Below are 14,268 nucleotides of genomic sequence, written 5' to 3' on the forward strand. Positions count from 1 at the left end.
GTTGACAATTGGTAAAATTAAATTGTATATTGAATAACGTTGATTAAATATTATTTTATGTTAGTATTTATTACACGAAAAATAATATTCATCTTCACCCTATTCAAACGGCTTTAAAAAAATCATATAGGAGTTGATGGTTGTGGAAGGTAGCTTCAAAAAGCCGGTACAGTTCATGCTGGTCCTAGTGCTTGCGTTCGGCATGCTGTTGACAGCTTGTTCGGGCAACAACAACAAACCTGCGAACGACGAGGGGGGAGCCGGGGGCGGAGATGGCAAAGCGCAAGAGTTCCGGTTTACGCTGGCCAGCGAACCTCCAAGCTTGGATCCCGCAACAATGACGGACGCGCAGTCCAGCATCGTTGCCGCAGGTCTGTATGAAGGCTTGACGCGTCTGAACACCGACGGCGAGCCTGAACCGGCAATCGCAAAAGAGTGGAAGGTTTCCGAGGACGGCAAAACCTACACGTTTACGCTGCGCGACGATGTGAAATGGAGCAATGGCGAGGCTGTAACAGCCGAAGATTTCGTCTACTCCTGGAAGCGTACGCTGGATCCTGAAACGGCTTCTGATTACGCTTACATGCTTTACTACATCGAAAATGCCGAGAAAATCAACTCCGGTGAAATAACAGACACGGATCAGCTGGGCGTAAAGGCATTGGACGAGCATACGCTGGAAGTGAAGCTTTACACGCCGGCTCCGTATTTTATTAGCCTGGTGTCCCACTATACTTACTTGCCGGTTAATAAAACGGCCGTTGACGGTAAGCCGGAATGGGCATCCGAAGCGAAAACGATCGTATCGAACGGTCCTTTCCTTTTGAAGGAATGGGCGCATGAGGACAAGCTGGTGCTGGAGAAAAATCCGGATTACTACAACGCGTCCGCGATCAATTTCGATAAAGTGACGATTACTTTGATTAACGATACAAACACGGTATACAACCTGTTCGAAACGGACAAAATCGATTGGATCGGAGCCCAGGCAGGCTCAGTTCCGACGGATTTGACGCCTCAGCTCGTAGCCGACAAAAAAGCGGTCATTACACCGGTAGCTTCGACCTATTACTACCTGTTCAACACAACGAAAGCGCCGTTCAATAATGCAAAAATCCGCAAAGCCTTCGCGATGACTGTCGATCGCCAAGCGCTGATCGATAACGTGACGAAAGCGAACCAGCAGCCTGCATTCGCATTGGTGCCGCCGAGCATCGCGGGCGTGGAAGGCAAATCGTACCGCGAGATGTATCCGGATACGGATTACTTCCAGGAAAACATCGAAGAAGCACAGAAACTGCTGGCGGAAGGCTTGGCCGAGAGCAATATGAAGGCTCTGCCTGAAATCACGCTTCTTTACAACACGGACGACGCCCACAAAGCGATCGCGGAAGCTATCGTCGACATGTGGCGCAAAAACCTGAACGTTGAAGTGAAGCTGGCTAACCAGGAATGGGGCACGTTCCTGGAATCCAGAAAAGCGGGTCAATTCGACATCGCGCGTTCCGGCTGGGGCGCGGACTTCAATCACCCGATCAACTTTACGTACGACCTGATTCACCCGCTGTCCGGCAACAACGACGGCAAATACAACAATCCGGAAGTGGCGAAGCTGCTTGACGAGTCTTTGCTGACTACGGACATCAAAGCTGGCATGGACAAAATCGCGGCTGCGGAAAAAATCGCCTTTGCCGACGATATGGGCGCATTGCCGCTGTACTACTACACGACGGTAACGATGGTGAAGCCCGGCATCGAGAATGTCGTATCCGACTACGCGGGTCACCTGGACTGGGTATTCGGCAGCAAGAAATAGGTCACTCCTGCATCATGTGCACAACATCTAAACTTAAGTAACTCGTTTCGGAAGGGTATATATAGCGACTATATATACCCTTTTGAAATGCCATTAAGATCGTGAGAGAGTGGGTGATCGCTTGATCCGCTACATTTTGAGCAAATTTATGTTTATGCTGTTGTCGCTGTTTTTGCTAATAACTGCTACGTTCGTGCTGATGAACGCCGTTCCGGGCAGTCCGCTGCAATCGGAGAAGGCGACAAGCGAGCAAGTACAGAAAAACTTGGAAGCGTATTACGGATTGGATAAACCGCTTATCGTCCAATATGGAACTTATTTAAAAAACCTTGTAAAAGGCGATCTGGGCATTTCCATGAAGAAAAAGTTCCAGTCCGTCGACAAAATGATTGCCAGCTCCTTTAAGTACTCGCTGAAGCTGGGTGTTTCGGCCATCGTGACTTCCGTAGTAGCTGGAAGCGTGCTTGGCATCGTGGCCGCTATGTATCACCGCAAATTTCTGGATAACCTGGCTATGATTATAGCCGTAATAGGTCTCGCCATACCGAGCCTGGTTTTGGCGCCGCTGCTGCAATACTTATTCGCTGTTAAGCTTAGAATTTTTGAAGTTGCCGGCTTGAACGGACCGATGGATTACGTGCTGCCGACCATTGCCTTGGCATCCGGTCCGATTGCTTTTATCGCAAGACTGCTAAGATCCACCATGATTGAAGTGCTGAATGCCGATTTTATTAAAACTGCCAAATCCAAAGGGCTTTCCGGTTACGTGATCGTGATGCGGCATGCTTTGCGCAACTCCATGCTGCCTGTCGTGACGTACCTCGGTTACCTGACGGCCGGGATCATTACGGGCTCCGTCGTCATCGAGGAAATTTTCGGGATTCCGGGAATCGGAAAGTACTTTGTTCAGAGTGTAACGGATAGAGATTACCCGCTGATTATGGGGATTACGATTTTTTACGCCATTATTTTGATGGTTACCCGATTTTTAGCCGATATCGCTTATGTGTTCGTTGATCCTCGCATGCGGGTGTCCGGCGGAAAGGCAGGAAAATAAGCTATGTCGAGAAGAGTAGACATCGATTCCGCCCGCCATCTGGCGCCGGAAATGTTTGAGAAAATTAGCCGGGACCGGGTCGGCGCAGAGGAAGTCGGCCGCAAAAGCCTGACGGCCTGGCAGGATATCCGGATCAGGCTGCTAGGCAATAAGCTGGCGATGACGGGTTTCTGGATTATCGTCGTCATCATGCTTTGTGCGATTTTTGTCCCGGTCCTGTCGCCTAACGACCACTTTACGAATGATTTGGCGAATACGAATAAAGCCCCGAGCGCGGCTCACTGGTTCGGCACCGACGATCTTGGCCGGGATCTGCTGGAGAGAACGTGGAAGGGTGCTCAAATTTCTTTGTTCGTCGGCTTGATGGCCGCCTTGATCGACCTGATCATCGGTATCGTTTATGGCGGCATTATGGGCTACTATGGCGGTAAAGTGGATGAGGTCATGAACCGGTTTGCCGAAATTTTATATTCGATACCGTATTTGCTGGTCGTTATTTTGCTGCTTGTCGTCATGGAGCCGAGCCTGACGACGATCATTATCGCTATGTCCATTACGGGCTGGATCAATATGGCCTGGATCGTACGCGGCCAGATTATGCAGCTCAAAAATCAGGAATACGCTCTTGCTTCCAAGTCGCTTGGCGCGGGCGCGATGCGCATTATTTTCAGGCATCTGATTCCGAACGCCATGGGACCGATTCTCGTAACGCTGACGCTGACGGTGCCAAGCGCGATATTTACCGAAGCGTTCCTCAGTTTCCTCGGACTCGGCGTTCAGTCGCCCGTCGCTTCCTGGGGTACGATGATCGACGACGGCATTAGCGCGATGACGATTTATCCATGGAGGCTGCTGTTCCCGGCTTTCTTCCTGAGCTTGACGATTTTTGCCTTTAACGTATTCGGAGACGGCCTGCGGGACGCGTTTGATCCGAAGCTGAAAAAATAACATTCCGTTGACAAGAGAGGAGGTCGCGGCATTATGAAAACTTTGCTGGAAGTGAAAGATTTAAGCGTCTCCTTCGACGTGTACGGCGGTGAGGTGCAGGCCGTCCGCAACGTCAGCTTCGATGTGAAGAAGGGCGAGGCGGTGGCGATTGTCGGCGAATCCGGCTCCGGGAAAAGTGTGACGGCGCAATCGATTATGCGGCTGATCCCTTCCCCTCCAAGCCGGATCAAGAGCGGCTCCGTCCTGTTCGAGGGAGAAGAGCTGCTGTCGCTGTCGGAGAAGGATATGCAGAAGGTGCGCGGCAACAAAATCGGAATGATCTTTCAAGATCCGATGACATCTTTGAATCCTACGCTGACGGTCGGCGACCAGATCATGGAGGGTTTGATCAAGCACCAGAGCTTGAATAAAGCGGAAGCCAAAGCGCGGGCGGTCGAGATGCTTCACCTGGTCGGCATTCCGAATCCGGAAGCGCGGCTGAAGCAGTTTCCGCACCAGTTCTCGGGCGGCATGCGCCAGCGGGTTATGATTGCGATCGCGCTGGCCTGCAACCCGTCCCTGCTGATCGCTGACGAGCCGACGACGGCTTTGGACGTGACGATTCAAGCGCAAATTATGCGAGTGATGAAAAATCTGCAGGAAAAAATGGGGACGTCCATCATTTTGATCACGCATGATCTCGGCGTCGTTGCCGACGTGTGCGACCGCGTTATCGTTATGTATGCGGGAAGAGTCGTGGAGACGGGTACGAAGTGGGAGATTTTCCAAAATCCTCAGCATCCGTATACGCGCGGCCTGCTCCGTTCGCTACCGCGTCTTGACCAGAAAAAGGACGAGCCGCTTATTCCGATTCCCGGGACGCCGCCCGATCTGATCAAGCCGCCGGTCGGCTGCAGCTTCTGCGCGCGCTGCGACGAAGCGATGAAAGTATGCGTGGATAACGATCCGGACTTGCATGCCGTGAGGGACGGCGGTTCCCATGCGGCGGCTTGCTGGATGCTGCATCCGTACGCCAAAAGGGAGGTGCCGGTATGAGCGCTCCGCTCGTGCAGGTGAACGACCTGCGGAAGTTTTTTAATTTGGGCAAGGGCAAAATTTTGAAGGCGGTCAATGAAGTCAGCTTCAACATCGGGCGCGGCGAGACCGTAGGCGTCGTAGGCGAATCGGGCTGCGGCAAGTCGACGGCCGGGCGCACGATCATGCGCCTTTATGAGCCGACAAGCGGGGGTGTAACCTTCGAGGGCAAGGACATCTACAAGCTGCGCGGATCGGAGCTGAAGGCGCTGCGCCGCAATATGCAGATGATTTTCCAGGATCCGTATGCCTCGCTGAATCCCCGCATGACGGTAACCGACATTATCGGGGAAGCGCTGGACATCCACAAGCTGGCCGGCAGCGGCAAAGAGCGCAAGCGCAAAGTGGAAGGTTTGCTGGACATGGTGAACCTGAACCCTGAGCATGCGACCCGTTATCCGCACGAGTTTTCCGGCGGACAGCGTCAGCGGATCGGCATCGCACGTGCGCTCGCCGTGGATCCGAAGTTTATTATTGCCGATGAGCCGATCTCCGCTCTGGACGTTTCGATTCAGGCGCAGGTCGTCAATCTGATGCAGGATCTGCAGCGGAAAATGGGGCTCACCTATTTGTTCATCGCGCATGACTTGTCCATGGTGAAGCATATCAGCGACCGCGTTGCGGTTATGTATTTGGGCAAAATCGTGGAAATGGCGGAAAGCAGCGAGCTGTACGACAATCCGCGCCATCCGTACACGAGGGCGCTGCTGTCGGCGATTCCGATTCCCGATCCTCAGGTGGAAGCGGAGCGCGAGCGGATCGTGCTGAAGGGCGATTTGCCGAGTCCGATCGACCCGCCGAAGGGCTGCCAGTTTCATACGCGCTGTCCGATCGCCACGGAGCTGTGCAAGTCGGACGAGCCTAAGCTGCTGGAAGTGTCGAAGGGTCATTTGGCTGCTTGCCATTATGCATAAAGGAATAGAAAGGGACATCCTGCGAAAGCTGCTTTGTGCGGCTTGCGCGGGACGTCCCTTTTTTTGTAGACGAGGCCAAGGTGGAATAACTGGATTTGATGTTCTTAATTTACGCTAAAAGTCTAATCGGGATGAAATAACTGGATTTCCTGAAGTTAAAACATTGCGTATTGCAGATTTTCAGGCAGCATCGGGATTTAAATATGTCCAATCCAGTTATTTTACACGAAAGAGGACAAGCTCCGGAATTAACTACATGAAATCCAGTTATCCACTACCGGGGTCTGCTTGCTCAAGCTTTAACCCGCCCCGTAAATAGAAGCAGCGCGAACGAAATGATGATAATCGAGCCGGTCCACGCCCAGGCCATCGTCAGGTTGCCCGAATCGACGGCGACGTAGATGGCGGTCGGAACCGTCTGGGTTTTGCCCGGAATGTTGCCGGCGATCATCAGGGTTGCACCGAATTCGCCCAAGCTGCGGGCAAAGCCAAGAATATAGGCGGTGATCAGAGACCTGAAGCTTAGCGGAAGCAAAATGTAACGGAGAAGCTGCCACTCGCCCGCTCCGATGGAACGGCCTGCATCCGTCAGGTCCTTATCGATCGAAGCGAAGCCTGTCTTCATCGTTTGATAGACGAGAGGGAAGGCGACGACAACCGATGCGATGACTGCCGCCCACCAGGAGAAAATAACAGGCGCGTCAAACAGCCATTCCGCGAAAGTGCCGATTGCGCTTTTCCGGCCCAGCAGGACGAGAAGAAGGAAACCGACAACGGTAGGCGGAAGCACGAGCGGAAGCATAAATAACGTTTCGAGCGCCGTCTTCCCTCGGAATGAACGGCGCGTCATTCGCCAGCTGACCCATACGCCCAGCACGATCGCAGCCACGCTGGAGAGTAAGGCAACTTGAAGCGAAAGCCGGATCGGCGGCCAAAATTCGTCCCAGCTTAATTCAATCACGTTCAGCTCGGTACGGAGAAGCCGTATTTGACGAAAATATCGAGCGCTTCCTGCGATTGAAGGAACGTATACAGCTGCTCGGCTTCCGCGCCGTGCTCGGTCGCTTTGACGATGCCGACCGGATATTCGATAGCCGAATAGAAGGCCGGATCGACGGTGAAGGCAATTTTTACTTTATCCGAAGTCATGGCATCCGTTTTATAGACGAAGCCTGCGTCCGCATTTCCGGTTTCCGAGTATTGGAGCACCTGCCTGACGTCTTTGGCCTGGACCGCTTTGGCTTGCAGGGCATCCCACAGCTTGGTGTTCGTGAGGGCTTCCTTGGCATAGTTTCCGGCAGGCACGCTTTCCGGAATGCCGATTGCGAGATGCTTCACTTCTTTCTTCGCCAGATCTTCCATGGAAGCGATGGCGATGCTGCTGTCAACGGGCACGACGACGACCAGTTCGTTTTGAAGCAGGTTATTCTGCTGTCCGTTATCGATCAGCTGCTTATCGACGAGCGCCTTCATGTTCTTGGAGGCCGCGGAAATAAACAAATCGGCAGGGGCGCCTTGCTCGATCTGCTGCTGCAGAGCGCCGGAAGCGCCGAAGTTAAAGCTTAGCTTAATGCTGTTATTATTGCTTTCGTAGAGCGCTTTGATTTCCTCGAGAGCGTCGGTCAGGCTGGCTGCCGCCGATATCGTAAGCACGACCGTTTCGGCAGTCTGCCAGTCGGTTTGAGCCGGGCTTGCCGAAGGGTTCGAAGCTGTGGTGTTTGTATTGTTGTTCGCCGCCCCGCATCCGGCGAGAATGACCATTAGGGCGATTAGGATCGCGATAAGTGCAAGGTTTTTCATTTTCTGCAGCATGGATGTCCCCCTCGATATAAATGTGAATATTGAAAAATAAAATGGACGAATCTTTTTATAGGGTCTCATTTTATTGTAAACTTAATAAAAATCGGCTGAAGTCCGTTCGGTTCAAGCGGCGTTCTGAAAAAATGGGCGCCTCGCATATTGAGGAGGGCCCTGATGTCTAACGATGTGTCTTATACGACTGAAGAAATTGCCAAGCTATTGAAGATATCGAAGCTCACGGTCTATGACCTGATCAAAAAGGGCGAGCTGCCCTCCTATCGCGTTGGCAAGCAAATGCGCGTGGACGCGGCCGACCTTGAAGCTTATAAGCAAAGGAACAAGGGGATTCGGCCGGCCGGCAAGCCTGCCGCGGCGGATGCGTCCTTGCCGCACGCTCCTACATCCTTCGCTCGCGGTCTCCGGGCGCTGGTTATCACCGGGCAGGATATCAGCCTCGACATATTGGCCCGGCACATGGAGAAGAGCGCTCCCGGCGTAAGGCCGCTGCGATCCTATGCCAGCAGTTTGGACAGCCTAATATCCATGTACCGGGGGGAGGCCGATATCGTCAGCACCCATCTGCTCGACGGCGATACGGGCGAGTATAACCTGCCGTACATCAGCAAGCTGCTTGTCGGCTCGTCTTATCGGGTCGTTAACCTGTTGTCCCGCCGGGCCGGCTTGTACGTACAGCGAGGCAATCCTCTCAAGCTTAACGGATGGGATGATCTAAAACGGCCGGGCCTTCGGCTCGCCAACCGCGAGAAGGGCTCGGGCGCGCGCGTGCTGCTGGATGAACAGCTGCGGCTTCACGGCATCAAACCGGCGCAGCTTGACGGATATGACCGCGTGCTAACGAACCATTTGTCTGTGGCGGCTCAAATCGCTGCCGGCGAAGCCGATGTCGGCGTCGGGATCGAGAAGGCGGCTGCCCTCGTTGGGCAGATTGACTTTGTGTCGCTCATTCAGGAGCGTTATGATCTTGTCATGATCAAAAGCCCGGAAAATGAAGCCTGGATCAGCCCGCTGATGAATATTTTGCAATCGGATGCCTTTATGCAGGAGCTTCGTGCCATTGCCGGTTACGATTTGACGCTGACCGGGAAGATCATATTTGAGAATTAACCAAGCATATTCATACTATTTATAACTAAACATAACTATTTATAACCAATATATATTGATACGAAATAAATTTCAATCTAATTATGTCAGAATAGCTTACAATAGAACCGTTCCTGTCGTTGGCGATGGAACCGGTTCTTTTTTTATGCCGTTAGTTTGATCTGAATCGCTGAAGCATCGGTTTGTCCACTATTCCAAATAGTCACACAATTATACACGGGTTGTTGATAAGTGAGTGGATAAGCTGTTCGTTGATTGTGAATTATTCACAGTTATGTGGATAAGTTGTGTGTAAGTGGTCTTTTCTATGTGAGCAAGCTGTGTGTAATAGCGAAATTTGTCGAAGAGCCGTTAAACTGCTGGCGATTTTCCCATCCAAAAAACTGTTTTCTTGTGAATAAGATGAGTGGAGACAAACAATTTTTTAATCCCTGGTTTATAGATGTGAATTTAGGATTATCGAAATACGGCTTTCAGGACGAGGTCAATCTAATGCAAGTCGACTGGGACGGCAATATCGTCTGGAAGCGATGGGAACGTCCTACATGGCGATTATCGGGGCGGAGATGATCGCCTCAAACGAAGGCGTCGGCTACTTGATCTGGAATTCCCGCCTGTTCTTCCGTACGGACTGGATCTTCGTCGGTCTGATTTCCCTTGGACTGATGGGTTTTCTGACGGACCGTGCGGTCGGCTGGTTAGGGCGCAGGCTGCTGTTCCGGTACGGCGTCGTCAGCTCGGCCTCGCTCAGAAGATAATCGGCGGCAGGAGCCTAAGCATCGGGATTTGTGCTAAAATGTGGATATCAAGATCGTTGGGAGGGTCCTATGTCGGAAATATTCACAGTGTTGGTCATTGCGGCACTTATCTTTATCGTTGTTTCGGTCATCATGAAGGCCAATCATAAAAATGCCGGCGCAAGAAGCATGGCGGGCAGGACGAACAGATTAGCTCCATGGCCGGCTGCGGCGCCGCCGGCCGCGCTCGGCGTCCCATACGGGCATCCGGCGAGGCAGGCGGCCGAGCGGCTGGAAGCGGCGCTCGGCTCTGACTTCGAGAGCCGGGTGAAGGATCGTGTGCTGAAGAACCGTCCGGGCATGTCGGATAAAGAGTGGGACTGGAACTGGTTCGAGCTGAAGCGGTATTTTCTGATGTGTGCATTGCTGCGCAATGTGCCGATGTACAGCAGACAGGCGGATGAACTGTGGCATGAAATGCTGATGTTCACCCGGGAGTACGAGCAGTTTTGCATGCAGTTCTGCGGCGATATGATCCATCATGCCCCTCATGCTCCCGGCGTGCAGCCTGCGGCGGACGAAAGGGCCTGGTTCGATTGGGTGTACGGCGAGCTGTTCGCGGCATCTCCCGTCGGCGGCAGAGTGTGGGGCGCTTTTTACCGCACCGGGCTGTCGAAGGGCAAGCTGGAAGAGCTGTCGGGCGGGAGCCCGCAGGAGCTGCGCGAGCGGTGGTTCAATGGGAAAACGACGTCGAAGCACCGCGATTTGGCGGCGACGGCGGATTTTTTGATCGAGCGCGCGAAAACCCAGCTGGCGGCTGCCCGGCAAAGCGGCAAGCCGGTTAAGCCGAAAGCGGCTTCAGCCGGATATACGGCCAGCGATCTGGGCCTCGGCGGAGTAGGCCTGCTGTCGGGCTTGCTCATCTATCACTCCGTGTCGAGTCCGGACGATTTTGCAAGGCAGATGGATAAGGAGCTGTCGGAGGAAGAGCGGCAGGCCAGCACCGGCAGCTCGACCTATGCATGCAGCGCCTCATCCGATGACGGCAGGGATCATGGAGACGGCGGCTCGGGTCACGACGGCGGCTCAGGCGGCGGGGACGGAGGCGGAGGCGGCTCCTCCTGCGGCTCGTCCTGCGGAGGCGGAGGCGGCTGCAGCAGCTAATCAAGGAAGAAAGGGCATCGCGGGCCGCCGCACTGCCCTTTTTTGCTATGAGCGGAAAAAAGGGAGTAGTTTCTCCTATGCCAACAAATAGTAAAGGAGAGCGTCCGGGACGTAAAAAATGAGTAAATCTCAAGATGCAACGGCAACTGGACAGTGCTATAATATACGGGATTGTGTGTCTGGGCCTATATCTACAAATCGGGAGGAATACCGCTCCATGAGCAAATTAGTCATTTGCGACCATCCGTTAATTCAGCATAAGCTGACATTTATTCGGAATAAAGAGACGAATACAAAAGATTTCCGGGAATTGGTTGATGAAGTCGCTACATTAATGTCATACGAAATTACGAGGGAAATCCCGCTCGACACGATTAAGGTGCAGACCCCCGTCGCCGAGATGGAATCGAAGGTCGTCTCCGGCAGGATGCTCGGTCTCGTTCCGATTTTGCGCGCGGGGCTTGGAATGGTGGATGGGATTCTTAAGCTCATTCCGTCGGCGAAGGTCGGACATATCGGTCTTGCCAGAGACCATGAAACGCTGCAGCCGAAGGAATATTACATAAATCTTCCGACGGATGCGCCCAATCGGCTGCTGATCGTGATCGATCCGATGCTGGCTACGGGCGGGTCCGCGATTGCGGCGATCACGTCGCTCAAAAACCGCAACTGCGACCAGATCAAGCTGATGTGCCTCATCGCGGCGCCGGAAGGCGTCAAGGCGGTGCAGGAGGCTCATCCGGACGTCGACATCTACATCGCGGCGCTGGACGAGCGGCTGAACGAGAACGGCTACATCGTGCCTGGGCTGGGCGATGCCGGCGACCGCATGTTCGGAACGAATTAGCGCATTTGGCGCGAATAGATAATAGGAGTGGAATGTTTTGTCTAAACTGAAGGTAATGACTATTTTCGGAACCCGTCCTGAAGCGGTGAAAATGGCGCCGCTGGTACTCGAGCTGCAAAAACGGGAAGAAGAAATCGAATCGATCGTCTGCGTGACTGCGCAGCATCGCCAAATGCTGGATCAGGTGCTTGATTTTTTCGAGATCCGCCCGAATTACGATCTGAACGTCATGAAGGACCGCCAGACGCTGACGGAGACGACGGTACGCGTGCTGGAGGGGCTCGATCCGGTGCTGGCATCGGCCAAGCCTGACATTGTGCTGGTCCACGGAGATACACAGACGACTTTCCTGGCAAGCTACGCGGCTTTTCTGAAGCAAATTCAGGTCGGCCACGTCGAGGCGGGACTTCGTACCTGGAACAAGCTGTCCCCGTACCCGGAGGAAATGAACAGGCAGCTGGCCGGCGTTCTCTCCGACGTGCATTTTGCCCCTACGGAGTGGTCGGCAAACAATCTGCGCAAGGAAAATAAATCCGAAGCTTCCATCTATGTCACCGGAAATACGGCAACCGACGTGTTCCAATATACGGTGGACGAATCGTTCTCGCATCCGGTGCTCGACTATGCGAAGGGCAAGCGCATGATTTTGATGACCGCGCACCGCCGCGAAGCGCTTGGCGAGCCGCACCGCAACATTTTCCGCGCCGTGAAGCGGATTGCCGACGAGCATGAGGACGTCGTTATCGTATACGCAGTCCATCCGAACCCTGCGGTAAGGGAGCCTGCGAACGAAATTTTGGGAGATCATCCGCGCGTGCGCCTGATCGAGCCGCTGGACGTTTTTGAGTTTCATAACTTCTACCCTCATGCCTATATGATCATGACGGATTCGGGAGGGCTGCAGGAGGAAGCGCCGTCCTTCGGAGTGCCGACGCTTGTGCTGCGCGATACGACGGAGCGGCCGGAAGGAATTGAGGCCGGTACGCTGGAGCTGGTAGGAACCGACGAAGAGAAGGTATACAGCCGGGCTAAGGCGCTGCTGACCGATTCGGCGCTATACGGCCGGATGAGCCGGGCGGCGAATCCTTACGGCGACGGACGGGCATCGGAGCGGATTGTCGACGCGATTCTGCATCATTTTGGCAGAGCTGAGCAGCGTCCCGACTCGTTCACACAACGTTCATAGTTTGTAAGCGGACCCGAGACATAGGCCGGAATGTACAGCATACAGTAGTACTGTACGGTTTTCGGCGCTCGGAATACCATATAAATCAAGGGATTTGGGCGATCTGTTCACGGAATGTTTGCAGTTTTATCAATTGACAAACCTTGCGCCGCTTCGATAAAATAAATGAGGATTGACAGGGGTATGAGCCTATGACGAAAAAGAGCAGAAAAGACGATCCGCTATTTGCCGCCGGCCTTGTCGGCGCACTCGGCATTCAAGTCGCTGTTTGTATTTTTCTAGGTTACTGGATCGGATCCTACCTGGACGGCCGTTTAGGCGGCGGGAAAGGATGGACGATCGGAGGCATACTGGTCGGTCTGGCTGTCGGACTACTCTCAGCCATTCTGCTCGTTAAGAAGGTTATGGAGGAATCCGATGGATAAAATAATGAAGACAGCGGTACGGACGCTTTTTTACTTGATGGCTGTATGCCTGATAGTATGGGCTTTCCTTCCGGAGTGGCGAACTGCAGCTCTCGGTCTTCTGCTCGGATTGGCAGCGGGTTCCATGAATGCGTTTTTACTTAGACGCCGCGTGGAAATGGTTACCTTAGGGGCAGCGGGGCTTGGACCGGCAAGGCGCACCCTGGGACTGGGGAGCCGCATTGCGACAGTGCTGCTTGTTGCTATGCTTGCCTATCGTTTTCCCGAGAAGTTCAGCATGCCGGCCGCATTGATCGGCTGTATGGTCATGCCGTTTATTCTTCTGGCAGCAGCTTATATCCACAATAAACGACAATCTTAGCGGAAAGGGGTGAAAATTTTACATGCATGAATTTCCCATAGTGACGGTTGGCCCGTTCAACATCGAGCTTGCCAGCTTTATCGCCATCACCATTTCGGCGCTCGTAACCTTCCTGGTTGCAAGGCTTGCAGTAGCCAACCTTTCAGTGGACAACCCTTCCAAGATGCAGAACTTTCTGGAGTGGGTCGTCGATTTCGTTCATAACCTCATCTCCAGCGCGATGCCTTTGAACCGCGTTAAGCCGTTCTTGTCGCTGGGCATGACGCTAATCATGTTCATTTTCATTTCCAACCTGCTTGGTTTGCCGTTCGGTATCGTGACGGATACGCACCACGCGCACGAATCGATCGGAATTACCGAGGAGCTGTTGGAAGAGAAAGGCGGACACGTTGAGATCGCCTGGTGGAAATCGCCGACGGCCGACATCTCGGTAACGGCGGGGCTCGCCCTGATCGTATTCGTCATCGTGCATTTCCTGGGTCTGAAGCTTAACAACAAGCATTACTTGAAGCACTATTTCCACCCGTATCCGATTTTCTTCCCGGTCAACATCATTGAGACCATCTCGAAGCCGGTTACACTTGCATTGCGGCTATTCGCCAACATTTATGCGGGCGAGGTGCTGATCGCAACGATTCTGATGCTCAAATGGGTCGGCATTCCGTTCCTTATCGCATGGCAGGGCTTTAGTATTTTCGTCGGCGGCATTCAGGCGTTCCTGTTCACAATGCTGACGATGGTGTACATTTCCCAAGCGGCGATTCACGACGAGGACGACCACCACTAGCACGGCGCTTAATTTCTTGAGCGAGCT

14 protein-coding genes and 1 pseudogene are annotated in these 14,268 nt (G+C 53.4%); 13 read left to right on the forward strand and 2 right to left on the reverse strand.

Translation table 11 applies throughout. The features are described 5' to 3' along the window. Positions 1–142 precede the first annotated feature (142 nt). From KP806_RS26460 to KP806_RS26480, 5 genes are all read left to right on the forward strand, one after another. Positions 143–1,816: a peptide ABC transporter substrate-binding protein gene (locus KP806_RS26460; RefSeq protein WP_224726748.1), complete on the forward strand. Its 1,674-nt coding sequence runs from the start codon at positions 143–145 to the stop codon at positions 1,814–1,816. 121 nt (positions 1,817–1,937) lie between these two features. After that, a complete protein-coding gene (locus KP806_RS26465; RefSeq protein ID WP_224726783.1) occupies positions 1,938–2,873 on the forward strand; it encodes an ABC transporter permease in 936 nt (311 codons plus the stop codon). A 3-nt stretch (positions 2,874–2,876) separates the two neighbouring features. Beyond that, on the forward strand, positions 2,877–3,821 hold the full coding sequence (locus KP806_RS26470; protein ID WP_318153843.1) for an ABC transporter permease: 945 nt from the start codon (positions 2,877–2,879) through the stop codon (positions 3,819–3,821). 33 nt (positions 3,822–3,854) lie between these two features. Continuing rightward, entirely contained in the window at positions 3,855–4,856 is a 1,002-nt protein-coding gene (locus KP806_RS26475) for an ABC transporter ATP-binding protein (protein ID WP_224726749.1), read from the forward strand. Further along, positions 4,853–5,809, forward strand: coding sequence for an ABC transporter ATP-binding protein (locus tag KP806_RS26480; protein ID WP_224726750.1), 957 nt, complete (start codon positions 4,853–4,855; stop codon positions 5,807–5,809). The genes KP806_RS26475 and KP806_RS26480 overlap by 4 nt, the downstream gene beginning before the upstream one ends. Positions 5,810–6,101: 292 nt before the next feature. On the opposite strand, the gene modB is transcribed toward KP806_RS26480, so the two are convergent. Then, positions 6,102–6,776 (reverse strand): molybdate ABC transporter permease subunit, encoded by a 675-nt coding sequence (modB, locus tag KP806_RS26485; RefSeq protein ID WP_224726785.1) that lies wholly within the window; start codon positions 6,774–6,776, stop codon positions 6,102–6,104. Next, positions 6,773–7,621 (reverse strand): molybdate ABC transporter substrate-binding protein, encoded by an 849-nt coding sequence (gene modA, locus KP806_RS26490; protein ID WP_224726751.1) that lies wholly within the window; start codon positions 7,619–7,621, stop codon positions 6,773–6,775. Before modA ends, modB begins: the two co-directional genes overlap by 4 nt. A gap of 162 nt (positions 7,622–7,783) precedes the next feature. Here modA and KP806_RS26495 point away from each other — a divergent pair, with 162 nt between their 5' ends. The 8 genes and pseudogenes from KP806_RS26495 (at position 7,784) to atpB (ending at position 14,241) form a co-directional block, all read left to right on the forward strand. Then, a complete protein-coding gene (locus KP806_RS26495) occupies positions 7,784–8,734 on the forward strand; it encodes a helix-turn-helix transcriptional regulator (RefSeq protein WP_224726752.1) in 951 nt (316 codons plus the stop codon). Positions 8,735–9,261: 527 nt separating this feature from the next. Continuing rightward, positions 9,262–9,492 (forward strand): annotated as a pseudogene (locus tag KP806_RS26500) (ABC transporter permease); the annotation flags it as partial. Between the two features lie 69 nt (positions 9,493–9,561). Continuing rightward, on the forward strand, positions 9,562–10,635 hold the full coding sequence (locus tag KP806_RS26505; RefSeq protein WP_224726753.1) for a glycine-rich domain-containing protein: 1,074 nt from the start codon (positions 9,562–9,564) through the stop codon (positions 10,633–10,635). Positions 10,636–10,852: 217 nt separating this feature from the next. Continuing rightward, positions 10,853–11,482: a uracil phosphoribosyltransferase gene (upp, locus tag KP806_RS26510; RefSeq protein ID WP_224726754.1), complete on the forward strand. Its 630-nt coding sequence runs from the start codon at positions 10,853–10,855 to the stop codon at positions 11,480–11,482. Positions 11,483–11,519: 37 nt separating this feature from the next. Beyond that, entirely contained in the window at positions 11,520–12,668 is a 1,149-nt protein-coding gene (gene wecB / locus KP806_RS26515; protein ID WP_318153844.1) for a non-hydrolyzing UDP-N-acetylglucosamine 2-epimerase, read from the forward strand. 191 nt (positions 12,669–12,859) lie between these two features. Further along, positions 12,860–13,093, forward strand: a complete 234-nt coding sequence (locus KP806_RS26520; RefSeq protein WP_224726755.1) for an AtpZ/AtpI family protein — start codon at positions 12,860–12,862, stop codon at positions 13,091–13,093. After that, positions 13,086–13,454, forward strand: coding sequence for an ATP synthase subunit I (locus KP806_RS26525; RefSeq protein ID WP_224726756.1), 369 nt, complete (start codon positions 13,086–13,088; stop codon positions 13,452–13,454). Before KP806_RS26520 ends, KP806_RS26525 begins: the two co-directional genes overlap by 8 nt. A gap of 22 nt (positions 13,455–13,476) precedes the next feature. Beyond that, entirely contained in the window at positions 13,477–14,241 is a 765-nt protein-coding gene (gene atpB, locus KP806_RS26530; RefSeq protein ID WP_224726757.1) for a F0F1 ATP synthase subunit A, read from the forward strand. Positions 14,242–14,268: the final 27 nt, after the last annotated feature.

This window comes from Paenibacillus vietnamensis (genome assembly GCF_020169515.1).
Classification (GTDB): Bacteria; Bacillota; Bacilli; order Paenibacillales; family Paenibacillaceae; genus Pristimantibacillus; species Pristimantibacillus vietnamensis.